The organism is Acinetobacter pittii ANC 4050, assembly GCF_000399685.1.
GTDB classification, from domain to species: Bacteria; Pseudomonadota; Gammaproteobacteria; order Pseudomonadales; family Moraxellaceae; genus Acinetobacter; species Acinetobacter pittii_E.
In genome coordinates this window covers 536511-562892 of record NZ_KB976987.1, presented here as the reverse complement: position 1 = coordinate 562892, position 26382 = coordinate 536511, and the positions used below count along the sequence as shown (strand labels likewise).

The window sequence follows — 26382 nt, the reverse complement described above, 5'->3', positions numbered from 1 at the left end:
TATGCTTCTCTCAACCAAAAACCCATGGTCATAAGCCCATGTTTAGGAGATTAATGTAATGAGTTTTCCTCAAGTCGAATTAAACACCAATAAAGGTCGTATTGTTCTTGAACTAAATACTGAAAAAGCACCAAAAACAGTAGCAAACTTTTTAGAATATGTACGTGACGGTTTTTATGACGGCGTTATTTTCCACCGTGTCATTGATGGTTTCATGATCCAAGGTGGCGGGATGGACGAAAACTTCAAAGAAAAAGCAACTCGTGATTCTATCGAAAACGAAGCGGACAACGGTTTAAGCAATGATGTTGGTACGATCGCTATGGCACGTACTCAAGCACCTCACTCTGCTTCTGCACAATTCTTTATTAACGTAAAAAATAACTCTTTCTTAAACCATACCTCTAAAACTGCTCAAGGTTGGGGTTATGCTGTATTTGGTAAAGTTGTTGAAGGTATGGATGTTGTTGAAGCGATCAAAGGTGTTCGTACAGGCAACCGTGGTTACCACGCTGACGTTCCTTTAGAAAACGTTGTAATCGAATCTGCTAAAATTATTTCTGAATAATTTTAGGAATAAGCTGTGACTTATCTGTTTATTTCAGATCTACACTTGTCACCTGAACACCCTCGACTTGTTCGAGGGTTTTTAGATTTATTGGTGCATTATCAAAATAAACAAACACAGCTTTACATTTTAGGTGACTGGTTTAACGCTTGGATTGGCGATGACTATTCAGCACCATGGCTCGATGAAATTGTTGAAGCATTAAAAGAATTTAGCAAAAAAGGAAATCGGGTTTACTTTCAAGTTGGCAACCGTGATTTTGCCTTAAATCAGGTTTTCCTTAATAAATTTAAAGGTGTATTACTACCTGACATTTATTATCTCAATATTGCTGGACATCAGTACCGTTTAGAACACGGTGATGCCCTATGTACAGATGATATTTCTTATCAAAGATTTAAGAAGATTATTCGAAATCCGCTCTTAGTTGCTCTTTTACGCCGGACACCTCTCAGTTTTCGTACCAAACTGGTGAATGGTTTTCGTAAAAGAAGCTCTGCTGATAAAGAGCAAAAAAGCTATGAAATTATGGATGTGAATGAACAAGCTATTATTTCTGCTTTAGGAGATGCAGATATACTGATTCACGGCCATACTCACCGTCCAGCTATTCATGAAGTACAGCACAAACAACGGATTGTACTAGGTGACTGGAAAGAAGATCATGCACAAATTTTAGAAATTGATCCCTCTTCACATCTGCAGCAAATCAAACTAACTGATTGGCGTTATTAACTAACAATCAGTTATTTTTCAAATGTTTAGCTTGTTTATTTAAATCAAAATCCCAGATCATACATAGACAGGTAAGGAATACAAATTTCCAGTTTATATGTGCATACTTCTGATATTCGATGTATAAAATTAAAAGACACAATACAAATGCAAAAATTAGAAAGGCTTTAACAATTCTAATTTCTCGCAACTTACTCTTTGCATCTTTGGGCATTAAATCAAACATTTTCAGAAAATTAGTAAAAATTTTATATAAGTATTATATTTCCTTAGCACATTAAAATGCAGAGGTTTTTCTCTAAAAACGCGTATGATGCCAAAGATTAGAACCCTTCCATTGTAATAAGATTGATATGGAGTAAAGTATGGATTTATTAAATACGGTAAAAAGTCGCTACACTACCAAAGCGTACGATCCTGAGAAAAAAATTCCCCAAGAAAAACTTAATAAGTTATTAGAAATATTACGTTTCACTCCCTCTTCAGTAAATATTCAGCCTTGGCATTTCGTAGTTGCAGATAATCTCGCTGCTAAAGAACGTATCGCGAAAGCCTTAACAGGCAAATATGCTTACAATGCACCCAAAGTGCTTGAGTCATCACATACAATTGTTTTCTGCACAAAAACAAATATTTCATCTGAATATTTAAATCAATTACTTGAACAAGATGATTTAAGTGGTCGTTTTAAAGATGAAAAAGCAAAGCTTGGTCAAAAAGATACTCGCCATGGCTATGTTGAATTCTATCGAAATGAACAGAAAAATTTATATGGATGGATGGAAAACCAAACATTCATTGCTTTAGGACAGTTACTGTTTGCTGCCGGCTTAGAAGGCATTGACGCAACTCCAATGGGTGGCTTTGATGAAGAAGTTTTAAATACTGAGCTCGGATTAACTGAAAAAGGAGGCTTAAGAAGCTCTGTGATTGTTTCACTAGGCTATCGTAGTGAAAATGACTTTAATGCCAAACTTCCTAAATCACGTTTGCCAGATGAAGTGATTTTCACATACTTATAAAGATCTCAATAGTTCAAGAGATTCGACTCTCTTGAACTATGAAGCCATCGCACTTGCCAAACAAATTACCCCACTTATTCCTAAAAGAATCCCCAAAATAGTAGGCCATTTTAATTTTTCTTTATATAAGATCACTCCACTGACAATCCCCAATAACACCACAAGAATATTCATGCTTGCAAAAACAATTGCAGGTGAATCTTTTAAAAGAATATGAGCCTTTACATATAAAGCAATATTCAAAAAATTAAGTATGCCTAATACTAATCCTGCTAGCGTACTTTTAAATTGCCACTTTTGATTTTTCTGTACGAGTAAATATGAAATCGATAATATAAAAGCAGTAATAAAAATAAGATTTAAAGTGAGGGTAAACTGAAGTCCTAGACTACTTGTATATTTTAAGAGAATGTCTACCGCTGCATAACCACACCATACACTTAATAGAGCAAATATCGCTTTTCGAGACTGATGATTTGAGAAAGAATTCATTTGTCCAAATAAGACAAGTAAGACTGCAAAAATTCCTAGACCTATTCCCCACAGTTTTAATGCATTAAATTGCTCATGAAAAAGGAAATATGCTGCAAGTAAAGAGAGAACAACCGAAAGTCTTTGGGCAAGTTCCGTCTTAACAATTCCGGCATATTCTAATGATTTAGCAAGACATAAAAAAATACTAGGTAAAATTATCCCTAAGGCAATAATTAGCCACCAAGGCGTATGTTGTATTGAAACATGTTGAATATCAGGCTGAAACCACAAAAAACAAAGCAGACTTGCGCTTGCATAATTCCATGCAATCATTTGTAAGGGTTGATAACCTTTTCTCTTTAAATTTTTTAATAGGATAGACACCAAGACACTGCTTAAAGCAGCAGCTAATATTAATATCATTTGTTAAGTCCTATTTATTTAAATATATTAGCTATCATGTTCAAATCTTTACCCATGACCAGTTAAATATTTGGAAGCAACTTTTAAATACACATAAAAAAACCAGTCATTATCTGACTGGTTTCTTTTTTAGATTTCAATTAACGATTATTTTCGTCGTCTTGACCATCTTCAAATTTAGTATCGTTGTCAAAACCACCTTGATGACCGCCGAAACCGCCTTGACCACCGAAGCCGCCTTGACCACCGAAGCCACCTTGACCACCGAAGCCGCCACCTTGACCACCGAAGCCGCCTTGACCACCGAAGCCGCCTTGAGCGCCGCCGAAGCCACCTTGAGCGCCGCCGAAGCCGCCGCCTTGAGCACCGCCGAAGCCGCTACCTTGACCACCAAAACCGCCTTGAGTGCCACCTTGTGCTGGGAAGCCTGTACCTTGAGCGCCTGCTGGACGTGGGTTACGTGCTGGAACAACAGTTGAGATCGCGTGTTTGTAAACCATTTGACTTACAGTATTTTTTAATAAAACAACATATTGGTCAAAAGATTCAATATGACCCTGTAATTTAATACCGTTCACAAGGAAAATAGAAACAGGGATACGTTCTTTACGGAGAGAATTTAAGAACGGATCTTGTAAAGTTTGACCTTTAGACATTTTTAACTCCAAAAAAAAATTTTTAAATCAGCGCAAAAAAACTATCTTTATTTTTCAACTAAAAATTATAAAAAGACAGTGTGCAAATTTTGCTTTATCCATAAGAGTTTCGCAAGTCTTCTTTCGCCTGCTTTATCGTCAAGTAAGTTTTAAAATCGTGTATTTCTTGCAAAGAACGTAACCACGTATATTGACGTTTGGCAAGTTGTCGTGTTGCAAATAAAGCTTTATCCTCCATTTCACGTTTACTTTTGAGACTTAAGTCACTTTTTAATAAAAATTCTAGTGCTTGTCGATAACCCACTGAACGCATTGAGGGTAAATTTTCATCTAAATCGTATTTTTCAATTAGAGATTCAACTTCACTCAAAAAACCGATATCCCACATTTTGCTTAATCTTTGCTCAATGCGTTGATGTAATTCTACCCGATCTGGAAGCAAAGCATAGTTATGAAATATGTATCGATATGGTACGTTTTTTGGTTGTTCTGCCTGTAATTTAGTAATTGGTTCGCCCGTTATTTTATAAACCTCTAAAGCCCGAATAATCCGTTGCTTATCAGTCACATTAAACTTTATAGCCGCGGCTGGGTCTACAGAAACCAACTCATCATAAACTGCCTGCCATCCTTCATTTAGAGCTTTCTCTTCAATTGCGGCTCGAACTTCTGCATCTGCGCTTGGCAAATTACCAGACAAGCCCTCTAATAATGCCTTGAAATACAGCATTGTCCCTCCTACTAAAATAGGAGTTTTCCCACGCGAATGCATGTTATCAATTAATTTACAGGCATCTTCGACAAATTGAGCAGCTGAATAGACTTCTAAAGGAGTAATAATATCAATGAGGTGATGAGGATAGAGCGCTTGTTCTTCACGCGTTGGCTTAGCAGTACCGATATCCATATCTTTATAGACGAGAGCGGAATCAACAGAAATTAGTTCAAAATTTCCACGCTCATATAATTCACATGCCAAAGCGGTTTTCCCGCTCGCAGTTGGTCCCATTAAATTGATGACGGGCAATTGATTTGACATGTAAAACTACTCTCCTCGAGCAAATAATTTATCTAGTTGAGATAATGGAAATGCACGCCAAGTTGGCCGCCCATGGTTACATTGGCTCGCAAATTCGGTTTGTTCCATTTGACGAAGTAAAGCATTCATTTCTGAAAGACTGAGTTGTCGATGTGCACGCACTGCCCCATGACATGCCATTCCAGCGAGTAACTCATCTCTTTTTTGAAGTAATCCTTGTGCTTCATCATTCGGATCTAAATCGTTTAAAAGTTCTGGAATAAGATTTTCAAAATCAGCTTTTTGCAAAATGGCTGGCACACCACGAACAATAACCTGCTCATCACCGTATAAATCAATTTCCAAACCTAGGCGCTCAAGCTGAGGTTTTAATTCCTCGACCCTAACAGCTCGCATACGACTAATGGAAATCACTTTAGGTATAAGCAATTGCTGAGATGTCCAAAATTCCGGTTTATCCCAAGCATTTTTCATTTGCTGTAATAAAATACGCTCATGGGCCGCATGCATATCAACAATAACAAGCCCTTCGGTATTTTGGGCTAAAATATAAATTCCATGTAGTTGAGCAATTGCGATCCCTAATGGAAACTCATCTACTTTAGCAACTGGCTCTATATCTTCATTTACCGAGAAACTCGCAGGTTGATCACGCAGAGGCGCTAAATAAGTTTTTAAAGCATTATTTAATTGAGCAGAACCATTATATTTGGGTGTTTGATCTGCATACTGAACTGCTTGCGGACGGCTAGCGTTAAAATCGGTTAACAACTCTGTTGGTGTAGGCTGGATTCGTTCTTTATGATCTGGATTTAAAGTTTCATTTGCTCGATGCAATGAAAATTGTTCTTGATATTTAGGCTGCGGTTGTACCGAGTAATCTGAGCTTTCATCCGTTTTCATCGCTTGAGCTAGATCAGCACTCGCTGTCTGAAATTGCGCTAGAGTTTCTTTTGCATAATGCCTTACAAACTCATGTACTTCTCTTTGATTTAAAAAGCGAATTTCATGTTTAGTCGGATGGACATTGACATCGATATTTTCAGGATCAACTTCTAAGAAAAGTAAATAAGATGAATGTTGATGACCATGCAAAATACCATCATAGGCCATGCGTAGTGCATGTGAAATTGTTTTATCTTTGACAATACGGCCATTCACATAGACATATTGCATGTCGGCCTGTGCACGTGCATCTGAAGGATGACCAAGCCAACCTGATAAACGCATGCTAATACTTTCGGCATCCATCCAATATGCATTTTGTACGAATTGCGAACCTAATAATTGCTGAACTCGCTGAAAACGCAGTTCTCCGCTATCTGCTATAGGTAAATTAATTCTAATATTATCATTATGTTCAAGCACAAAGCGTATATCGAAATGTGTTAGGGCTAGACGACGAACGATTTCTTCAATATGACCAAATTCAGTGGTTGGTTTTTTTAAGAATTTACGACGCGCAGGAACATTAAAAAATAAGTCCTGAACTCGAATATGGGTACCTTTTTGTGCTGCAACAGCTTGTACCTCTTGATGATCAAATGCTGTACCGTTTACTTCAACCTGGTGACCAATACCACTTTCATCTTGGCTACTGGTTAAAGTCAATCTTGAGACAGCAGCAATCGAAGCTAGGGCTTCTCCACGGAATCCCAAACTCACAATCGCATGTAAATCTTCAGCGGTTTTAATCTTACTTGTGGCATGACGCATGACAGCAAGCGCCAAATCATCCGGATGAATACCGTGCCCATTATCAATTATTTCGATTAAAGTCGAACCACCTTGTGCAATTCGTACAATCAGTTCAGTCGCGCCGGCATCGATAGAGTTTTCTAATAATTCTTTGACCACAGAAGAAGGACGCTCAATTACCTCACCCGCTGCAATCTGGTTCGCTAACGCTGCGTCTAATGTATGGATACGACGTTTTGTTAGCTTTTCATCAGTCATGAAGCTGTTCCTGCAAAGTCTGGTATAAATTTTCTGTTGGTAAAGTTAACGTTACGAACCGGCTCAACTCATCATCTGACTTTTGAATGTCAATGATGATATCCGCTTGCGGAATTTCATCACCACCTTTAGAGGGCCATTCAAACAGAAATAAAGCATCAGTGATATCTAAATAGTCACGGATTCCCATTAATTCAAGTTCGTACGGATCATTCAAGCGATACAAGTCAAAATGAAAAATTTCTTTATCATTAATTTTATATGGCTCAACGAGTGTATAAGTTGGGCTTTTAACAGAGCCTTTGTGACCTAAAGCCTGTAAGAAATAGCGCGTAAGTGTGGTTTTACCTGCACCCAAGTCCCCAATTAAATAAATTACACCCGACTGAACATGCTGCGCCAAAGCTTGAGCTAAACGCTCAGTATCTTCTTCATGATTTAAGACCAATTTCAATGAATACGACATAGCACACATAACATGATTCGAAATAATCGATATGATAACATTGCCCTGCCTTAAAAGCCTACTTAAGCCCTAGAAGTTGGCTTTTTTTATATCAATTTTCTTAAATATTCATACTTTCTTATGTCTAGTCCGAACGATTTTTTGCCGCCTATGGTTGATGGTGTAAGTGCAAGCCAAGTCTATCTTCCTGCACAAACAAACACTCAAACGATTTATGAGTATCTATGTCAACATTTCCAACATATTAAAGTGCAAGAGTGGCAACAACGATTTCAAGACGGGCTTGTATATGCAGCAAATGGGGACAAATTAACTTTAACTAGTCCCTATGTAGGTAACACCCATATTTTTTATTATCGCTTTCTTGCCTATGAACCACATGTTCCATTTGAACATCGGATTTTATTTGAGAATGATGATTTATTAGTGGTCGATAAACCCCATTTTTTAACGATTAGTCCGACTGGACAATATGTTCAAGAAACGCTTTTAGTTCGTCTAAAAAAACAAACAGGTAATGAATTTTTAACCCCTATTCATCGTTTAGACCGTGAAACTGCTGGTGTGGTTTTATTTTGCAAGCGAGTTGAGTCGCGCGGTCTTTACCAACAATTATTCGCAGAGCGCCAAGTTAATAAAATTTATCACGCTACTGCACCTTATAAAAAAGATTTAAATTTTCCTCAAACCTTACATTTGCATTTAGATAAAGGTCATCCTTTTTACACCATGCAGGTTATAGAAAATGCTAAAGCCAATACTCAGACTTATATCGAGCTGATCGAGCACAATCAGATTTGGGCAAAATATCGTTTAACCCCAACAACTGGGAAACAGCATCAGCTTCGCGTGCATCTTAATTACTTAGGCATCCCGATTAAAAATGATCCATTTTATCCAATAGTTCAGCACAAAGCTGAAGATGATTTCTCGGAACCCTTACAACTTTTAGCTAAGCATATTTCATTTATAGATCCTCTAACAAAAGAGGGAATGTCTTTTAATTCTGAGTTTGAATTGACATTGTAATGCAACCGTAATGACAAAAAGATTATTTTTTATGCCAAAAAACATTGAAATTACATTGCGATGGTTTAAAATGAATTCCTAAAAATTAAAAATCATTTGGTTTTGTTATTCATGCGAAAAACAGAAGTTTATCAGGTTCGACTTGACTCCCAAGAAAAAAAGCAGGCTTTTGCTGTTTTTAAACAACTTGGAATTACCCCTGCCCAAGCGGTACGACTTTTTTTCAAACAGGTCGTACTCACTAAATCTATTCCTTTTGCGATCGAAAATCAGAATATTAATATGGAACAATTATTAAAGCTGAGAAAAGCAAAAGCATCTTCATTGAACCGAAACCCTTTGACTTTAGCTGAAGATGACGACCATGAAGATTTATTTGAAGAACTGAATGCTCTTCTTGGCGAAAGCGACAAAACTTAACACTGTTGCATTTATAAACAAGTTTTAACGTCAAAAAGCTCTTTTTTTCGTTATGCTCTCTTTGTAAAAACATAATGATAAGTTACAAGGAGTGCCAAATGATCGTTAGACGAGCGACTTTTGAAGATTTAGAGCAACTCGCCGTTTTATTTGATGAATACCGCCAATTTTATGGGGCTTCTTCTAATTTTAATGAATCTCTTCACTTCCTTAAACAACGTTTTGAGAACAGAGAAAGTGTGTTCTTCATTCATATTAAAGACGAGAAAATTACGGGTTTTATTTTACTCTATTTAGGTTTTTCTTCAGTTGCTTGTTCAACTTACTATATCTTAGATGATGTCTATGTTACACCCGTTTTCCGTCGTCAAGGTTCAGCTAAACAGCTCATCGATACAGCAATCTTATTTGCAAAACAAGAAAATGCTTTGCGAATTAGTTTAGAAACTCAAAGTAACAACCATGAATCTCATCGTTTATATGAACAAATGGGATTCATTCGAGATAGTGAGTTCCAAACTTTTCATTGTTTCCTCAAATAATATTTTGAGCGAGCTGTTTTTGTTGTTCAGATAAATACACCCATTCTCCATCTTCAAGTTCAGGTAAAACCAATTGCCCTACTTGATGGCGATGCAATGCTTCTACTTTATTCCCTACAGCTGCAATCATTCTTTTTACTTGATGATAAACACCTTGATGAATTGTCATAGTTAATTGATGAGTTGCTAATATCTCTACATCCGTTGCAGCAAACACACCTTTTTCTTGATGCAAACTTACGCCTTGACTCAACATTTCAATTTGCTCAGGTGTGACTGGATCTATAGTCGTAACATGATAAACCTTTGGGACATGTTTACGAGGATGGGTTAAAGCTTGAAGATATTTACCATCATCGGTAAGTAAAAGTAAGCCTGTAGTATCTTGATCTAGACGACCAATGGCTTGGACACCACGTTGAATCATGATTTCCGGTAAAAGGCTAAATACGCTTTGATGATGGTGAGGCTGATGTGAACATTCAAAACCTTTTGGTTTTTTTAAAGCGAGATAAACTTTTTCTCGATATTGATAAGTTTCTCCAAAAAGAGAAAATTCTAAATTTTCAGGAGAGAATTGTTTTTTAAGTTCACTTACAACCTCTCCATCAATACTTACAGATCCATTTTTTATTAACTGCTGACAATATTTACGTGAACCAAACCCTTGTGTTTGTAAAATTTTTTCCAGCAGCATGAAGTTTTCTCATTAGAACTAAGCTGTTATTTTAACGTAGTTTCTATTTTTTACTAAACACTACTCTCTACTGTTTTCATCTATTTGATTTAAGGCGCTCTCTTACTCTTCCACTACTCGATAAATATTTTCGTTTTGTTCACTTTCAAACAATAATTCAGTGGTAGGCAAAATAATTTCATTATCAACAATAATATGCTCAATACGTTGGCTCAGCTTTAAAGGCTCATTTTCATGTTCCACTAAATTTTTCTTTAGTTGCGCTTTTGCATCATGAATCTGGTCAAACTGGTCTTTAATCTTAATATCTATAATATCCATAAAATTATCCTGTACTCATGAGTAATGACTATTTTTATATCACAACTTTAAGAAACTATTTTTTTTAACTTGTTAATTTATATAACATTGTTTCCAAGCGTAACCAGAAATTAAAAATCTTTATCATTTATAGATATACAATGATTTTTTTATCAAAAATAAGATTTAAAATCAGCTATATCTTTTAAAGCGTTTACGTCAACACTCTTAAATATTATACAATTCCACTTATTTACTTCCTCTGCACTCCCTATGCTTGCCCAATTTGATGTGAATTTAGTTGTTTTACTCGTCCTGCTGATTTGCGGCTTATTAAGTCAAAATGCAGCTGTAACGATAGCAGCAGGTGTGCTCATTGTCGTTAAAATTACGCCATTAAATGAGTTTTTTCCCTATATTCAAGCTCACGGTCTTAATTTAGGAATTCTTATTTTAACAATTGGTGTACTTACTCCAATTGCCAGTGGCAAGCTCAGCGGCGAGAGTATTTTAAAATCATTTATTAGTGTTAAATCACTGGTGGCTATCGCAATTGGCTTATTAGTCGCTTGGTTAGGTGGTCGTGGCGTAAAACTAATGTCGAGCCAACCCGATGTGGTTGCAGGTTTACTCATTGGTACGGTCGCTGGTGTTGCTTTACTCCGCGGCGTACCAGTCGGTCCTCTGATTGCAGCAGGTTTACTCTCTTTATTCATTGGTAAATAAGAAGTCGAAATAAAAAGGTGCAATTAAGCACCTTTTTAAATACTTAGGCTAAATTAACTATTTTAGCCAGAATAATAGGCGTTTCGTTTTAAAGAGAACTTTTCCAACTGCTTTAAAAAGCCTTCAAAATAACTTTTCTCTTTTTCTTCAGTTCGATAACCTGCATATAAAGTTCGTCTTAAACCTGTAGGAGAAACACAATCTAAACGACGACTTGTGACCCATCCCTTTTGTTCATATTCATTTACGACCCAATCAGGTAAAGCAGCAATACCTCGTCCACTTGCAACAAGTTGAATAAGCATTTGAGTTAAATCTGTTGTTCGTATTTGCTTAGGCTGAATATTCGCAGGAATAAAAAGTTTAGACATAATATCTAAACGATGTTTATCAACTGGATAAGTAATTAAAACTTCTTCGGCCAGGTCTTGAACTGTAATATTTTCAGCCCGCACCAGAGGATGAGTATTTGATAGGACTAAACGTGATTCATATTCAAAAATTGGAAAATACTCAATTCCTTTTAAAGCAATTGGGTCAGCTGTAATCAATAAATCAAATTCTGCATTTTGTAAAAGTTCATGCGGATTAGCCTCAAAACCTGAGGCAAAGTCTAAATCAACATCTGGATATTGCTGGCGGTACTGATTTAACAAAGGCATTAACCAGTCAAAACAACTATGACATTCCGATGAAAAAATAATTCTACCTGTCTGCCCATGAATAATACGTGTGATATCACTGTGAGTAATCTGAATTTGTGGCAAAACATCATCAGCTAACTTGAGTAACCGCTGTCCAACATTAGAAAAGCTAACAGGCCTGCTTCGACGATTAACCACTTCTACCCCATACCAATGATCTAATTCTTTTAATTGATGGGAAATTGCAGATGGTGTTAAACAAAGATCGTTAGCTGCCGAAACTAATGAACCATGCTCACGTAAAGCAACTAAAGTTTTAAGGTGACGAATTTCTAACATGGGCCAAGCCTAAAAAAGAGATTTATCTACAAATGGATAAAGCTCATCTTTACTTTTCCATAAAACTTTCGACAAATCTTTATTAATGAATTTTATTCACTTTAACACAAAATTAGTTAGTTTGTCTCAACATGAATTTTATTTCACTATTTTTATTTACGATGAATTTTGGTATCTTCAAAAAAGTAGGAAAATTAACACGATTTTATGAATTTTTTTTAAGTAGTTAAAAAAGTATGAAAAACTAAAATAGACCTTATAAAGGTCTATTTTTTAAAACATTAAAAGCTACTGTGGTAATACATTTAAACTAATAATTGTATAGCTCTGATCTTTAGGTTTTAATTTCAAATTTAAAGGAGCGGTTACTTCTACTAGATATTCTCCAGCTTTTGGAAATACAAGCTCAACCTGACCGTTGTTCTCTGCCTTAAACTGCTGAACCTGTTTGTCAGTTGCACCCTTTTCTCTTAAATTAACTTCCGCATAAGCTAAAGGTTGTCCTTTTTCAGTGATAGCCAATTTAACAGGTTGAGCAGCTTTAATTTGATTTGGGTGTACAGAGAAACTAACTTTAATCGGTGTATTTGGAAGCTGAATATCTGAAACTTTTCCTTTAGAAAGATAACTCTGCAATATCCACTCACGTGTTACTTGCTCTGTTTTAATTGTCTTTGTTTTAAGATCAGTCGGAATCAAATATTCACGCTCTGCTTTAGGGGGAGCTTTGTCAGCTGGCAAATCAAAAAATAGATGCCAAGCTTTTTGGTTATATACATATTTTAAAGGATAACTCGCCTGAGTTTGAACAATATATGTACCTTCTTCGGGTAGCTCTACATCAAACACACTTACAGACTTATGCAAAGCTTCTGAGTTGACAGTTTTAAGCTCATTTTTAGGTGTGATTACGGTAAGTTTCGCGTCCTTTAAAGCATATTCACTATTTAATGCTTCTTCAGCATAACCAGCAATTACGGGCACTTGGGTTTGTTCGGTTTTATAAGCTATAGGTGCTACATAAGGTTCGTGAGCGAAGCCTGTTGTACATATCAATGCAAGTGACGTTATTAGAAATCTATTCATTATTACAAAATCCTGTTGTACACAAAGTTAAATAATTTCAGACAAAGTATAAGCACATACAGTATACACAAATAAAAATAATTCTTATTATCATTAATGGGTTTAATTTTATACAAAAAAAGACCCGTAGGTCTTTTCTTATTTAATTTGATTTTATTGCTGCTTCACTTTTGGAAATGTCTGCTCGAAATCAATTAGCTTATAGCTTTTCACTAAATCATCTGGTCCGTAAGATACTTCGTATGAGGTTTCTTTACCATTAAAATATGCTTCTGTTGGAGTCCCAAAAACCTCCCAAAGGCCGATTGAAGCCACATCTGCTACACCATGACCAAACGCTCTGCCAACTTTCACCCACTTTGAATACCCTTGCTGAAAAGTATAGATCTCAACACGTGTTCCATCACGGTATTCTGAAAGTACAGGCGCACCAAACTCAGCAATCACATAATTACGAGAGCTGCCTGGATTTAGAACATTTAAATTTTTTTTACTTGGTTGATTACCTGCCATAAAAACTGCGCAACCAGACATAGATAACATAGCCATACCTATAAGGCAGGTAATAAATAATTTTCTCACGTTTTAGCATCTCTATTTTTTGGATATTTATACAACTTGTTGTAATGCCTAAAGTATTACGCGCTAATCATATATAATTTTTAAAAGTTTTTCGATGAATTATTCCATATAAAATTTAAATTTACTTTATTAGAATATGTAATCATTCTCTCAATATTTTAGTTTTTTATTATTCTGTTCACTTTTCCCTTATACTTCTCTTTTTTGTGTCTTCCCTTAACTTATTATGGCGTCCCCGCAATCCCCTCTTTCTACACATCAACATTATTCTCTCTTTTTAGCAATTTTCTCACTCGCTGTGGGTGGTTTTTGTATTGGAACCACTGAATTTGTCGCAATGGGACTCATTCAGGAAATTGCAAATAATTTACATATTACAGTACCTGAAGCTGGCCACTTTATTAGTGCCTACGCATTAGGGGTAGTTATTGGTGCTCCTATTATCGCTATTCTTGGAGCCAAAGTACCTAGAAAAACTTTATTACTTGGCTTAATGCTTTTTTATGGAATTGCTAATGCTTGTACCGCTTTGGCTCATACTCCTGAAACTGTCTTAATCTCACGTTTTATCGCTGGTTTACCACACGGAGCATATTTTGGAGTTGGTGCGTTAGTTGCAGCTGAACTAGCGGGTCCATCAAGAAGAGCTTCTGCAGTTGCTCAAATGATGATGGGACTTACTGTCGCAACTGTAATTGGTGTTCCTCTCGCAACGTGGCTAGGCCAAAACTTTGGTTGGAGAGCAGGTTTTGAATTTTCGGCCACCATTGCTTTTGTTACTTTAATTACTGTTGGCTTCTTTGTACCTAATATTCCAGTCCAAGCTACTGCCAGTATAAAAACAGAATTAGCTGGCCTTAAAAATATTAATATGTGGTTAACACTAGCAGTAGGTGCCATCGGTTTTGGAGGCATGTTTTCTGTTTATAGCTACGTTTCCCCTATTTTGACTGAATATACACAAGTTAATATCCAAATCGTTCCTATCGCCTTGGCTATTTGGGGTGTTGGTATGGTTATTGGAGGTCTAACGGCAGGATGGCTTGCAGATAAGAACCTCAACAAAACTATAGTAGGCGTATTAATTAGCTCAGCTATCGCTTTTGTGGTTGCTAGCTTCTTAATGAGTAATATCTATACTGCTATTGCCTCTTTATTCTTAATTGGTCTCACGGTAATGGGATTAGGTGGAGCATTACAGACTCGTCTAATGGATGTAGCGGGCGATGCTCAAACTTTAGCAGCATCACTCAACCACTCTGCCTTTAATATGGCCAATGCCTTAGGTGCATTTTTAGGAGGTTGGGTGCTCAGTCATCAAATGGGTTGGATCGCACCAATCTGGGTGGGTTTTGTTTTAAGTCTCGGTGGTCTTATCATTTTACTTATTGCATTTGCAGTAGAAAAAGCTAGCAAAAAAGCTTAATTAAGAGTGAAGCTAACTTATTTTTCTAATCAGTTAGCTTTCCACCACAGTGTGGACAATAACATTTTTTCTCTCGGACCGACTCTTCTTCCTCTAATACTTTTTCACGCATAATTTGAATAATCAGGTTATGCGCCTGCTCTTTTGGCAATCCTACTTTTTGACGGACCCGCTCTATTTCAAGTTCATCATGTAAAATATCTATGCCTCGTGCTTGAAGTAACTCACGAAACTCTTGCTCTAATCTTTGATTACGTTGATTAAGCTCATTTGCGAGCCCAGATGCCAAAATACCGGCTGGTAAAGCCGCAATACCCACACCCAAAATAGTAATAAGCGCCCCTAATAACTTTCCTAGGCTAGTTACCGGAGTGACATCACCATAACCCACTGTAGTTAAAGTAACCACTGCCCACCACATAGATTTAGGTATTGAACTAAAAGCTTCTGGCTGAGCTTTATTTTCAACTACGTAAATTCCAGAAGCAGTCATAATAATCATGATAATTAAAATAAAGATAACGGCTTGAAAAGATCCTTTCTCACGTTTAATCACGCATAACAGTATCTGTAGCGAGATGAAATAGCGTGTTAATTTTAATAAGCGGAGTAAACGTAAGATTCTAAGCATACGAAGGTCGATTCGTACAAAGAAATTTAGGTAAGCCGGTAAAATTGCCATCAAATCAATTATAGCTTCACCGCTTTTCATCCAGTTCAAGCGGGTTTTCCATGAGGGCTGTGTCGTATCCCGATCAGCAATACTCCACAATCTTAATAAATATTCGTTACTAAAAATTGCGATTGAAATATTCTCAAAGTAGTCAAACCAAATACGATAACTTGTGTACAGATCATTTACTGTTTCCAATAAGACCGCAGCGACATTACCAATAATTAAAACAACTAAAAAATAGTTAATGCATTTACTTACCGTAGTTTCATAGTCATGGTTATGAAGATTATTATAGAAAAACTTACGCAATCCCTTCAAAGCTAAATTTTGCATATGGCTCTGACCACTTGATATTGTAGTTATAGTAAGCGCTTAGTCTGTATTCACCAATATAGTCTCTAACAATTTTTGCTTTTACTTACATCCATATTTAAGGCTTAAACTTTACTTCGTGCATCAATCCGCGGCTACACACCGGAATTCATTTTCTTCCCACCACATCACATCGTAGATGCCAGGATGTGATTTTAAAATGATATTTATATAGTTTTGCAGCACCATAATATGATGTGTAATATCAAGCTTTCTAAATAGAAATTTTCTTAAAATTGGAGTATTTGGAGAAATAAAAATTGCGAATCCATTGCTATATTCTTCATAAACGCTGATGCCAAGATACATTGTTATTTCAGGTAGTGGAATCTCAATTTGCCACCCCCATTTCTCACTATATAGTTCTATATTTAAATGATATCTATTCTTTAATATACTAAAAATATATTGCGCAATATCTTCAGTTTTTTGAACTAAAATACCTCCTTCATTAGCATAAGATTTTTGATCATATAATTGATAATCATCAAATTTAAATTCAACAATTGTCTTTAACATTCTTAAGTTCCCTATATAAAATACTCATATTTTTTTTAATTATTATTAAGTTCATTCAATTATTTTAAAGCAAAAAACGTTTTAATATCTAGAGTAATATTTATTTTTACATTTTCATTAAATAAAATTTGATCTATTTATTATTTTTAAAACTAATTATGTATAAAGTCTCATTTAAATAAAAAAGGAGCTGAATAATCAGCTCCTTTTTTGTACTAAATCGACATATTAAGTCAATTGAGCAGCCTGGATTTTCTTAGTATCAACTTGATCAGCTTCTTTAGTATATTCGCTCATCTTGTCGAAGTTTAAGTATTTGTAAATGTCAGCAGATGCGCTGTCAATTTGTGACGCATACTGTTGATATTCTTCTGGACTTGGTAATTTACCAAGAACCGCAGCTACAGATGCAAGCTCAGCAGACGCTAAGTAAACATTTGCACCTTGACCTAAACGGTTCGGGAAGTTACGAGTAGAAGTCGATACACAAGTTGTGTTCGGTGCTACACGTGCTTGGTTACCCATACATAATGAACAACCAGGCATCTCTGTACGTGCACCAGCACGACCATAGATGTTGTACAAGCCTTCTTCCATTAATTGGTGCTCGTCCATACGAGTTGGTGGAGCCAACCACAAACGAGTAGACAATGAACCACCAGGTACTTTGTCAAGTAACTGACCAGCTGCACGGAAGTGACCGATATTCGTCATACAAGAACCGATGAATACTTCATCAATCTTGTCGCCTTGAACATCAGAAAGAAGTTTCGCGTCATCTGGATCGTTCGGGCAGCAAAGAATTGGTTCTTTGATGTCAGCTAGATCGATTTCGTAAACTTTTAAGTATTCAGCATCCGCATCCGCTTTTAACAAGCTTGGGTTATCTAACCACTTCTGCATGTTTTCAGCACGACGAGCAAGTGTACGTGCATCGCCATAACCTTCTGCAATCATCCACTTCAACATAGTGATGTTAGAACGTAGGTATTCAGCAACTTTCTCTTCAGAAAGTGTGATTGAACAGCCTGCAGCAGAACGTTCAGCTGACGCATCAGAAAGTTCGAATGCTTGTTCAACAGTCAAGTCATTTTCCATTTCTGATAAATCGATCTCAAGGATACGACCAGAGAAGATGTTTTTCTTACCTTTCTTCTCTACAGTTAAATCACCCGCTTGAATTGCATAGTAAGGAATTGCATGTACAAGGTCACGTAAAGTGATACCAGGTTGCATTTTACCTTTAAACTTAACAAGTACAGACTCAGGCATATCAAGTGGCATAACACCAGTTGCTGCTGCGAACGCAACAAGACCTGAACCCGCTGGGAATGAAATACCGATTGGGAAACGAGTATGTGAGTCACCACCAGTACCTACTGTATCTGGAAGTAACATACGGTTTAACCAAGAGTGGATAATACCGTCACCTGGACGTAGGGATACACCACCACGGTTCATGATGAAGTCAGGTAATGTATGGTGAGTTGTTACGTCAACTGGTTTTGGATACGCAGCAGTGTGACAGAAAGACTGCATCACTAAGTCAGCTGAGAAGCCCAAGCACGCTAAGTCTTTTAACTCATCACGAGTCATAGGACCTGTTGTATCTTGAGAACCAACAGTTGTCATTTTAGGTTCACAGTAAGTTCCTGGACGGATACCTTGGCCTTCTGGTAAACCACATGCGCGGCCAACCATTTTTTGAGCTTGTGTGAAGCCTTTGCCAGTGTCAGCAGGTTGTACTGGGGTACGGAACAATGTAGACGGTGCAAGACCTAATTCTTCACGTGCTTTAGCAGTTAAACCACGACCAATGATCAAGTTAATACGACCACCAGCACGTACTTCGTCTAAAAGTACAGGAGTTTTAAGTTCTGCTTCAGAGATTTGTACGCCATCTTTAAAAGCAGTTACTTTTGCAGCATCATGGTCAATCTTCAATACTACTTCGTCGCCCATGTTCATGTTAGCAACGTCGATTTCTACAGGTAATGCACCTGCATCTTCCATAGTGTTAAAGAAAATTGGAGCGATCTTAGAACCTAAGCACACACCACCATCTTTTTTGTTTGGAATGTGTGGAAGTTCATCACCAAAGAACCAAAGAACAGAGTTAGTTGCAGACTTACGGCTTGAACCCGTACCAACAACGTCACCTACGTAAGCAACTTGATTGCCTTTCGCGATAAGTTCTTTAATTTGGCTTAATGGACCAACTTCACCTGGTTTTTCAGGGTTGATACCATCACGCTCGTTTTTCAACATCGCATTTGCGTGTAATGGAATGTCTGGACGGCTCCAAGCATCTTGAGCTGGAGACAAGTCATCAGTATTTGTTTCACCAGTTACTTTGAACACAGTGATTTTGATTTCTTCTGGAACATCAGGACGGCTAGTGAACCATTCTGCTTCAGCCCAAGATTGTAAAACAGCTTTAGCAGCTTCATTACCAGCTTTCGCTTTATCTGCTACGTCATGGAATGCATCAAATACAAGAAGAGTTTTCTTTAATGCTTCAGCGGCTAAGCCTGCGAGTTCAGCATTGTCAAGAAGCTCAACAAGTGGTGCTACGTTATAACCACCTAACATAGTACCGAGTAAGTAAACTGCACGTTCTTTAGAAACGAGTGGTGAAGTTGCTTCGCCTTTTGCAATCGCTGCCAAGAACGCTGCCTTTACGTAAGCTGCTTGGTCAACACCTGCAGGAATACGGTTTTCAAGCAAATCAACCAAGAACGCTTCTTCGCCTGCTGGTGGATTTTTTAGTAATTCAACAAGCTGAGCTGTTTGAGCGTCATCAAGTGGCTTCGGTGGGACTCCGAGTGCGGCACGTTCTTCAACGTGTTGGCGGTAAGCTTCTAGCACGGTGTTCATTCCTCTTTTTTTGAAAAATTACTTGCAAATTCCAGCTTTCTTAAAAGCTTCACAAGTAATATGGACTACAAAAGTTTACTAGAGTTCAAGGTAAAAGTTAATGAGCGCGGGGTGTTTCTCCGTGATGCCCATTATTTTGTATCTAAATACCAGTGTATAAATAATGAGCATACTGGACTAACTTGAACTATTTTTAAGCAAAAAGAGCTTTAGTTGGATAGAAATTCAATAATCTGATCTTCAATTAGAACGATTTATATTTTGGCATTTTGTCATGCGGTGTTGCCAAACATTCATCCATCATTTGCTTTCTAACTTTTTCTTGAATTGCTTGAGAATCTTTTGTCAGTTCTTCTTTTGGAATTGCGTAAACTTTTTCAATAATATTAAGTATGAATTTTTTAGTTATCTCATCTTCAATCTTATTTGCATGCTCGACAGCCTGAGTTTTTTCAATAGCTTGTTGACGATCAAAAACAATACTTCTAGCTGCATTTCCTACGCTAGTACAAAAGCCGTGCCACTGCTCTTCTGGCGTTAACGGCTTCTTTTCTGAACAACCGACAAAGAACAAACTCACTGCGATCAATAAAATCTTTTTCATCACTTCACTACACTAATTATTGCTGTTCATATCATACGGAAAATCATCATTTTTGCAAAAACTGCTATAAAAAAACCGAGATAGCACAACCTCGGTCTTTTATTTCAGGCACTAGAAATGCCAGTTTCATGATTCGGATTAATTAAAGAACTTAATATCCGTAGGTGTTGATATTTTTGTTGCATCACCAGCTGGTTTTAAGGTGCCATTTTTTGTGTCAAAACGGAATAAACTAATGTTATTACTAAAAACATTGGTCACATATAGATATTTACCAGATGCATCGAATGAGAACGCGCGTGGTTCAATACCATTGGCTTCATAAACTACTGGTTTACCAAGCAATCCATTCTGTTGGATTTTAAATACCAAGAGTTTATTGTCCGCCCCCCGATTGGCAGCAATCACATATTTACCATTTGGACTAAGAATAATACCACTCGCGCTCTTAAATTCAGGTGTTTTGTCCTCATGGATCAGTTTCAGCTCAGCCACTTTTTTCAAATGACCATCTTGCACGTTAAATGTCACAATTTCACTTCGCATTTCTGCGGTAACGTACGCTTGTTTGCCATTTGGTGAAAAGACCATATGGCGTGGGCCAGAACCATGGGTAAAAGTCACATCTCGAGTGCTATCTGCTTCGAGTGGTTGAGGCTTGTTAGGGTTGTAACGGAAGGTGTAGATTTTATCATTTCCAAGATCGCTAGCATATAGATACTTACCGTCTGGACTGAAGGTTGTTGAATGTGCATGACCACTGTCCTGACGACCTTTGACGTGACCAGAACCTTCGTTAAAAACGATATTTTGTACTTTTTCACCTAAATGGCCATTTGGTAAAATTGGTAAAACAGCCACACCACCACGACCTTTGTCAAATGCCGAATAGTTCGATACAAACAGGAATTTACCGTCTAAACTGATTGATGCATGTGTTGGGTGCCCACCATGGCTATCCACAGTGTTCAATACTTCTACCTTTCCATTTTGAATTGATAATGCAGTCACCGCTCCTTCATTTTCTTCATTAGTGGTATATGCAAAACGTCCATCTTTCGACTTCACAATCCAAGAAGGACTTTTCATTTTCAACACATTAACTGGAGTTAAAGTTCCATCGCTATTTACTTGAAGCTGATACAAACCTTCACTGGCTTGTTTTGGTTTTTGCACAAGTGGCGCATCAGGAATTGATGTCCATGTTCCGACTAAAGCAATTTGTTGTTGTGCGGCATTTACGGCGGAGCCCCATCCCAATGATAAAAGCGTCAATGACAATGTTGCTGTTAACTTTTGAATTAGCTCACGATATTTAATATTTGTATCGCTTTCCTTGCTATGTTTAATTTCAACACAAGTATCTATTTTCACTAGTATATCCTTGAAAAATTACCTTATTTGCACTTATCAACAAGGTATTATTAATTTAATTTCGTTTGATAATTCTGAAAACTAATTTATAAAACAGCAATTTTCAAGTGAATTTTCTTTAATCATAAGCCTGATCAAGGTTTACGGACGTAAAAGAGAATGGATCGTGTATAAGATAAATATTCAATTTTTTAAGTCTTATGAAGATGTTATCAAATAAAAAGCCCACTTGAGGTGAGCTTTTTATTTATGAGTCGTATTGAAACCCATTAAGGCATTTCCGATACTAACGTACTTTTAATGCTTGATTTCCACCCACTAAAAACGCCAGTTATAGAAAAGGTCGATTGCTCTTTCTAAAGACTGACTCGCTTCTAGATATAAACGTCGATTCATTTGATAACGTAAAGTGAGTTTATTTACTGGCGTAAACACTCCGACACCATAACGAATAAACAGATCTGGTGTGATATAACCCGTTAAACTCACTTGCGTATCATCACCTGTACCCTGTGCATCTAAAGCAAGGCCGCTCAAACCAAACGTACGTCCAATCTGATTCGTTAAAGCACGTGTACCACCTAAGCCCATACTAATACCTGCAGCCGCAATGGTGTTGTTTACATCAGATTTAAAGCCCTCTGCATTACTCAAGCCACTCGAACCTTCATTAATACGTCCAGTAACAAGCGCATTTAATGCTTCTTGTTCAGATAGACCTGCATCGTTATAAACCTGAATGTTTGGTGATGTCGCCGTACCTGTCACACGAACACCAACCATACTACCTTGAACATTTTTATTCGCATCGATATCTAAAGTCGGGTTTGCCAATGGTCCATTAAAACGGGCAATTGCTCGGTTCAAGTCTAGACTTTGTCCATAAGCTTCAATTTTCACTTTTTGGCTAACACCAATCGCGCCGTTAGCCCTCATTGCCGTCTCAAAGCCACGTTGGCTTAAGTTTAGACGGCCAACCAATGGAATATTACTGTTAAAGCCTTGGAATATCACTTGTTTTCCAATATTAACAGAAATATCAGCTCGAATATCCCAAGGTTTAGCAGCCCGTAAAATTGCAAGTGGGTCTTGACCTTGGCGTACGATACGAACATCTGATGAGGTATTAATAATTGGTGCAGTTGTTTCTGGCATTGAAATACGTGCGCGAGGAACATCTACGGATCCTTTTAAACTTAATCGCTTATCAAAAGGATACATATCAAGTGTCAGGTTCGGGTTAGCAATCGCGGTAATTAATGGAGCTTGACGCACCAATAAATTATCACCTTTCAGATTTAATTGAAGGCGTGGTGCATCTTTCCATTCAAAACTACCTTTAAGTAAACCCACACCTTGTCCACTGTTAAATGCTCCATCAATTGTTGCCATATCTTGACGAATTGATGAGTAAACCTGAACATTGGTTAAATTAACTGGCAAAGAAATCATACTGATTGCACCATTTTTCAGACGCATTTCACCAGTAAACTGAGGTTGAGTTAACGTACCGTTGATTTTACCTGCCAAGGCTAAGGTACCACTCATTGAACGGACATCTTGGATAAATGGTTTTAAGACTTTTAATTGGACATCATTAAAAGCTATCTCACCATGCATTGGCATTGATGACTGGAATGGATTAACAATAACGTTCGCATAACCCGTACCAATATCAGGTGTTTTAACATCAACTCGGAATAACAGCCCTTCTGATACACTTTTTGCAATCACCCCCAACTCATCATAAGCCAGAGTAGTTGCAGGATCTTGCGGATCTTCAGCGGCTAAACCAATTTCACCTTTACGCGTAATTAAACGTGCATCAAGTTTTGGATTACCACCATTTACCCATGATGCCTTGGCATAGCCATTTAATTGTCCAGTCATTGCCAAACCTTCTGGCATAAATGCTGCGAAGTCGCTTAAATCCATGTTCTGAGTTACAAAGGAAACATTACCTCGTGCTTTACTCACTCGTACCGGCTGATCGAAACAGAGTTGACTGTTAGTACTTTGCCAGCAATGTTGACCCACATATAGCTCAGACTTAGCAGAAGAAAAAATTACTGGAGCATTTTGATTTTGTGCCAGACGGATACGTCTTGAATCAAAACTTCCTTTTTGGATTTGCCCTAACCAATCATTATTTTGGTTAAAACCGCCAGCTAACTGAACATAGAACTTAGAAATACTATTATTGCCGAGTACTTTCAATAAATGCGCTTTTCTTGTTCCTGTTAAATTCACTTCAGCAGACTGAATTTGTCTATTTCCACTACGCAAATTATCTAATTTTGCGGTTAATTGAGTCGGTGTTGTTTCCGAAGTTGGAAGCTCACCTTGAATACTCAATCTCTTTACGCTGACTAGTGTATTAAAAGCAAAATTATCTACTGCAATATTTGCTGTTGCTTTTAAACGTGGTTGAGATTGAACATTCAGATCACCATAAGCTCGACCACGTAGCCCTGGATATAACTCGTAGAGTGCTGGTGCATTCAGCTTAATTTTTAGATTTTGTGCATTGCCCGTAGCTTGTAACTGGTTCTGCCCATACACTAAAAATAAGTTATTTGCTTCAAACTGCTGAGGTAAAAAGCCATTTTGATTGGAATCCATCAATAGAGATAGATTACCTTTACCTCGAACAGGTTTATTATTTAAAAAGCCTGCAAGATTCAATTGCTGAATATTAATTCGCTTCAAGTGATCAGACCAAACCCCTTGAGTTTTTAGATTCCCTGAAATTTCACCTTTAACAGTTGAGGCAAAATATTGAGGTTTAAAGCGTACCAATGAACTATTAATATCCCATGCGATACGGTCTTTTAAATTTACAGAACCAGTAGCATAGATTTTCCCAGCCACACCATCGTGTTGTAATTGGCTAATTCGAATAAAATCAGGCGTGCCCGCTATAGAAAACTTCAACAAACCATTTGCCTGTTTTAAGGCTTTTAAAGACCCGTCATAATTAACTGCAAAGCCTTTAAACCCGCCACCAGCTTTCACATCATGAAATAATAATGCAGCAGTACTTTTTCCACCTAAACTTACAGTTTCTTGACCTGCTTGAGCCAATCGACCCGTTAAATCAATTTTCTCAAATTGGATAATTTGCTGGTTTGGTTTAGCAAAACCATTTGCCTTAATTGAACCATTTAACAAATTAACTGGCGCTGCTGCCTGAATACTTTGCGGATTAAAATCTTTTGCATTTAACAAAGCATTCCAAGCGAGCTGACGTTTTTCAGTAGGTAATAAAACTTTAGCCTGCCCCGTTAAGCTACCTTTTTCAGCAGTGAAACTAAAATTAGGAACATTTAAGATATTATCTTTAACATTCAAATTGGCTAGATATTGTCCTGCTGGCAATAAAGTTTTTTCATGCTGATATACTTTTGTTGCAACTTTAATATCTTGCTGACCGTCACGTAATGTTAAATCGACTTGCCCCTTATCACTGCTTAACCATCCAATATAAGGCATTGCACGGTCTATTTTCGTCCAAGCTACATTCATGAGCATCGGCTGAGGTTTATTATTCTTTTCTGGAGCCTGATTAAGTTTGAGTTTCCACGACTCATAACGGTCAAAGTCAATGTGAGCAAATACTTCTGTACCTTTTTCCAAAGACCCAGTTGAGGCAACAGCCGCATCTAAACTTGGCGGTAAAAAGTCTTGAACCACCTGAGGAATCGCTTTGTCTTTAGGATTAATGTGATCTAAACGGCCTTTAATATCCCAAGTAACATGATCTTTCCAATTCACCAGACCTTTAAGGTTAACGGCACCTTTCATAACTTGGCCGTTAAAATTAGTAATATTAAGCTGATCAACCAAATCAGTATTCATTAAAGCGTTGTACTGACCTTCAGGTAAATTTTCACCTTTTAAATCTGTATCAAGTGCCAAATTAAGTTGTTTAATATCACCTTGAAACTTGATCACACCATTTTTTGCAAAGAGTTTCTGCTCTTCTAGCAAAGGTAAGTGATAGTTTTTTAGCAGTAATTCTCCCCGCATTGGAACTTCATCGCGAACAGGATGCAGTACAACCCAACCCGTCAATAGATCAGGAGTAGTTGTTGCTACACCAGCTTTTAAAGTATCTAAACTTCCGCGAGCTGCAACTTTAATATTTTGAATATTTAAACTGTTTAAAGATGGGATTCTTAAATCTGCCGTGGCATTTAATGGATATTTACCACTAAAATCCATTTTCCCTGTCGCGTTATGAACTGAGAGATAACCCATATCCATACTGGATTTTTCAAACTCTAATTTGGTCTCTGACCAAAGTGCATCTTGCAAATGAACGTCATGAAAACTTATATCTGAGGTTGCTAGTTTAATCTCTAAATGATCAACATCCCCTTCATCTACCCGCAAGACAAAAGGTAATTTAATTGGTTTAAATTGGAATGGCTCATCTGAGGATGGCATTTTATCAATGATGCGTAGATTACGTACATCCGCATGGCTTAAATGCACTTCTTTTTCTAATAATAAAGAGCGCCATCCTAAGCCTACATCAGCTCGATCTAATGAGACATCGACTTCCTTTAATTGCACTAACACATTTTTGAGGATGATGCCCCGCAGTAAGTTGCCGCCTTCATATTCATATTTAATTATTTTCTGAGCTTCTAAAACCCGATCTAATAAAAAACGACTGCCACGATCTGTTGACATCATAATGATCAACGAAGAAGCCAATAATAACAATATGATCAATATCGTCAGCAAGAAGCTACGCAAAATGCGACGCTTCTTCTTAGGAGAGCTAGGTGCCGAAGTGGGCTGCTGTTCTACTTCCGCCATAAA

General features: G+C 37.2%; 25 protein-coding genes. 8 read left to right on the top strand and 17 right to left on the bottom strand.

Going from position 1 to position 26382, the window contains the following annotated elements:
• Positions 1 to 58 precede the first annotated feature (58 nt).
• Both ppiB and lpxH read left to right on the top strand, forming a co-directional pair.
• Positions 59 to 568 carry a peptidylprolyl isomerase gene (ppiB, locus tag F931_RS06585; protein ID WP_002122280.1) on the top strand — a complete coding sequence of 170 codons (510 nt, stop codon included), beginning with the start codon at positions 59 to 61 and terminating at the stop codon, positions 566 to 568.
• 15 nt (positions 569 to 583) lie between these two features.
• On the top strand, positions 584 to 1303 hold the full coding sequence (lpxH, locus tag F931_RS06580; protein ID WP_016140613.1) for a UDP-2,3-diacylglucosamine diphosphatase: 720 nt from the start codon (positions 584 to 586) through the stop codon (positions 1301 to 1303).
• A 7-nt stretch (positions 1304 to 1310) separates the two neighbouring features.
• Here the strand turns inward: lpxH and F931_RS06575 are convergent, their stop codons facing one another.
• A complete protein-coding gene (locus F931_RS06575) occupies positions 1311 to 1529 on the bottom strand; it encodes a hypothetical protein (RefSeq protein WP_016140612.1) in 219 nt (72 codons plus the stop codon).
• A gap of 139 nt (positions 1530 to 1668) precedes the next feature.
• Between F931_RS06575 and nfsB the strand changes: the two genes are divergently transcribed.
• A complete protein-coding gene (nfsB, locus tag F931_RS06570; protein ID WP_016140611.1) occupies positions 1669 to 2325 on the top strand; it encodes an oxygen-insensitive NAD(P)H nitroreductase in 657 nt (218 codons plus the stop codon).
• A 36-nt stretch (positions 2326 to 2361) separates the two neighbouring features.
• Here nfsB and F931_RS06565 read toward each other — a convergent pair whose 3' ends face one another.
• From F931_RS06565 to tsaE, 5 genes are all read right to left on the bottom strand, one after another.
• Positions 2362 to 3222 (bottom strand): DMT family transporter, encoded by an 861-nt coding sequence (locus F931_RS06565; RefSeq protein WP_016140610.1) that lies wholly within the window; start codon positions 3220 to 3222, stop codon positions 2362 to 2364.
• 140 nt (positions 3223 to 3362) lie between these two features.
• Positions 3363 to 3878, bottom strand: a complete 516-nt coding sequence (hfq, locus tag F931_RS06560) for an RNA chaperone Hfq (protein WP_016140609.1) — start codon at positions 3876 to 3878, stop codon at positions 3363 to 3365.
• Positions 3879 to 3972: 94 nt separating this feature from the next.
• Entirely contained in the window at positions 3973 to 4917 is a 945-nt protein-coding gene (gene miaA, locus F931_RS06555; protein ID WP_016140608.1) for a tRNA (adenosine(37)-N6)-dimethylallyltransferase MiaA, read from the bottom strand.
• A gap of 6 nt (positions 4918 to 4923) precedes the next feature.
• Entirely contained in the window at positions 4924 to 6873 is a 1950-nt protein-coding gene (gene mutL / locus F931_RS06550; RefSeq protein WP_016140607.1) for a DNA mismatch repair endonuclease MutL, read from the bottom strand.
• The gene (gene tsaE, locus F931_RS06545) at positions 6866 to 7339 is read right to left on the bottom strand and encodes a tRNA (adenosine(37)-N6)-threonylcarbamoyltransferase complex ATPase subunit type 1 TsaE (RefSeq protein ID WP_031945487.1); all 474 of its coding nucleotides are present in this window, start codon (positions 7337 to 7339) and stop codon (positions 6866 to 6868) included. Before tsaE ends, mutL begins: the two co-directional genes overlap by 8 nt.
• A 120-nt stretch (positions 7340 to 7459) precedes the next feature.
• Here tsaE and F931_RS06540 point away from each other — a divergent pair, with 120 nt between their 5' ends.
• The 3 genes from F931_RS06540 (at position 7460) to F931_RS06530 (ending at position 9330) form a co-directional block, all read left to right on the top strand.
• Positions 7460 to 8368 (top strand): pseudouridine synthase, encoded by a 909-nt coding sequence (locus tag F931_RS06540; protein ID WP_016140605.1) that lies wholly within the window; start codon positions 7460 to 7462, stop codon positions 8366 to 8368.
• Positions 8369 to 8479: 111 nt separating this feature from the next.
• Entirely contained in the window at positions 8480 to 8788 is a 309-nt protein-coding gene (locus F931_RS06535) for a type II toxin-antitoxin system RelB/DinJ family antitoxin (protein WP_016140604.1), read from the top strand.
• Positions 8789 to 8886: 98 nt separating this feature from the next.
• Positions 8887 to 9330 carry a GNAT family N-acetyltransferase gene (locus tag F931_RS06530; RefSeq protein ID WP_016140603.1) on the top strand — a complete coding sequence of 148 codons (444 nt, stop codon included), beginning with the start codon at positions 8887 to 8889 and terminating at the stop codon, positions 9328 to 9330.
• Here F931_RS06530 and rsuA read toward each other — a convergent pair.
• Both rsuA and F931_RS06520 read right to left on the bottom strand, forming a co-directional pair.
• A complete protein-coding gene (gene rsuA, locus F931_RS06525) occupies positions 9323 to 10027 on the bottom strand; it encodes a pseudouridine synthase (RefSeq protein ID WP_016140602.1) in 705 nt (234 codons plus the stop codon). The genes F931_RS06530 and rsuA overlap by 8 nt on opposite strands.
• A 102-nt stretch (positions 10028 to 10129) precedes the next feature.
• Entirely contained in the window at positions 10130 to 10348 is a 219-nt protein-coding gene (locus F931_RS06520) for a hypothetical protein (RefSeq protein WP_016140601.1), read from the bottom strand.
• Positions 10349 to 10600: 252 nt separating this feature from the next.
• Between F931_RS06520 and F931_RS06515 the strand changes: the two genes are divergently transcribed.
• Positions 10601 to 11053, top strand: a complete 453-nt coding sequence (locus F931_RS06515; protein ID WP_016140600.1) for a DUF441 domain-containing protein — start codon at positions 10601 to 10603, stop codon at positions 11051 to 11053.
• A 62-nt stretch (positions 11054 to 11115) separates the two neighbouring features.
• On the opposite strand, the gene metR is transcribed toward F931_RS06515, so the two are convergent.
• The 3 genes from metR to F931_RS06500 form a co-directional block, all read right to left on the bottom strand.
• Positions 11116 to 12036 carry a LysR family transcriptional regulator gene (gene metR, locus F931_RS06510; RefSeq protein ID WP_016140599.1) on the bottom strand — a complete coding sequence of 307 codons (921 nt, stop codon included), beginning with the start codon at positions 12034 to 12036 and terminating at the stop codon, positions 11116 to 11118.
• A gap of 288 nt (positions 12037 to 12324) precedes the next feature.
• On the bottom strand, positions 12325 to 13122 hold the full coding sequence (locus tag F931_RS06505) for a DUF4198 domain-containing protein (RefSeq protein WP_016140598.1): 798 nt from the start codon (positions 13120 to 13122) through the stop codon (positions 12325 to 12327).
• Positions 13123 to 13275: 153 nt separating this feature from the next.
• Positions 13276 to 13704 carry a hypothetical protein gene (locus F931_RS06500; protein WP_025470278.1) on the bottom strand — a complete coding sequence of 143 codons (429 nt, stop codon included), beginning with the start codon at positions 13702 to 13704 and terminating at the stop codon, positions 13276 to 13278.
• Positions 13705 to 13930: 226 nt separating this feature from the next.
• Here F931_RS06500 and F931_RS06495 point away from each other — a divergent pair, with 226 nt between their 5' ends.
• Complete coding sequence (locus tag F931_RS06495; protein ID WP_016140596.1) at positions 13931 to 15130, top strand: MFS transporter; 1200 nt, start codon at positions 13931 to 13933, stop codon at positions 15128 to 15130.
• A gap of 25 nt (positions 15131 to 15155) precedes the next feature.
• Here the strand turns inward: F931_RS06495 and F931_RS06490 are convergent, their stop codons facing one another.
• From F931_RS06490 to F931_RS06465, 6 genes are all read right to left on the bottom strand, one after another.
• The gene (locus tag F931_RS06490) at positions 15156 to 16139 is read right to left on the bottom strand and encodes an ion transporter (protein ID WP_016140595.1); all 984 of its coding nucleotides are present in this window, start codon (positions 16137 to 16139) and stop codon (positions 15156 to 15158) included.
• Between the two features lie 123 nt (positions 16140 to 16262).
• Complete coding sequence (locus F931_RS06485; protein WP_016140594.1) at positions 16263 to 16697, bottom strand: hypothetical protein; 435 nt, start codon at positions 16695 to 16697, stop codon at positions 16263 to 16265.
• A 228-nt stretch (positions 16698 to 16925) separates the two neighbouring features.
• The gene (gene acnB / locus F931_RS06480; protein WP_016140593.1) at positions 16926 to 19565 is read right to left on the bottom strand and encodes a bifunctional aconitate hydratase 2/2-methylisocitrate dehydratase; all 2640 of its coding nucleotides are present in this window, start codon (positions 19563 to 19565) and stop codon (positions 16926 to 16928) included.
• A gap of 253 nt (positions 19566 to 19818) precedes the next feature.
• Positions 19819 to 20181 carry a hypothetical protein gene (locus tag F931_RS06475; RefSeq protein WP_080649438.1) on the bottom strand — a complete coding sequence of 121 codons (363 nt, stop codon included), beginning with the start codon at positions 20179 to 20181 and terminating at the stop codon, positions 19819 to 19821.
• A gap of 135 nt (positions 20182 to 20316) precedes the next feature.
• Entirely contained in the window at positions 20317 to 21552 is a 1236-nt protein-coding gene (ykgB, locus tag F931_RS06470) for a lactonase family protein (protein ID WP_016140591.1), read from the bottom strand.
• Positions 21553 to 21870: 318 nt separating this feature from the next.
• Positions 21871 to 26379, bottom strand: coding sequence for a translocation/assembly module TamB domain-containing protein (locus F931_RS06465; protein WP_016140590.1), 4509 nt, complete (start codon positions 26377 to 26379; stop codon positions 21871 to 21873).
• Between the last annotated feature and the right edge of the window lie 3 nt (positions 26380 to 26382).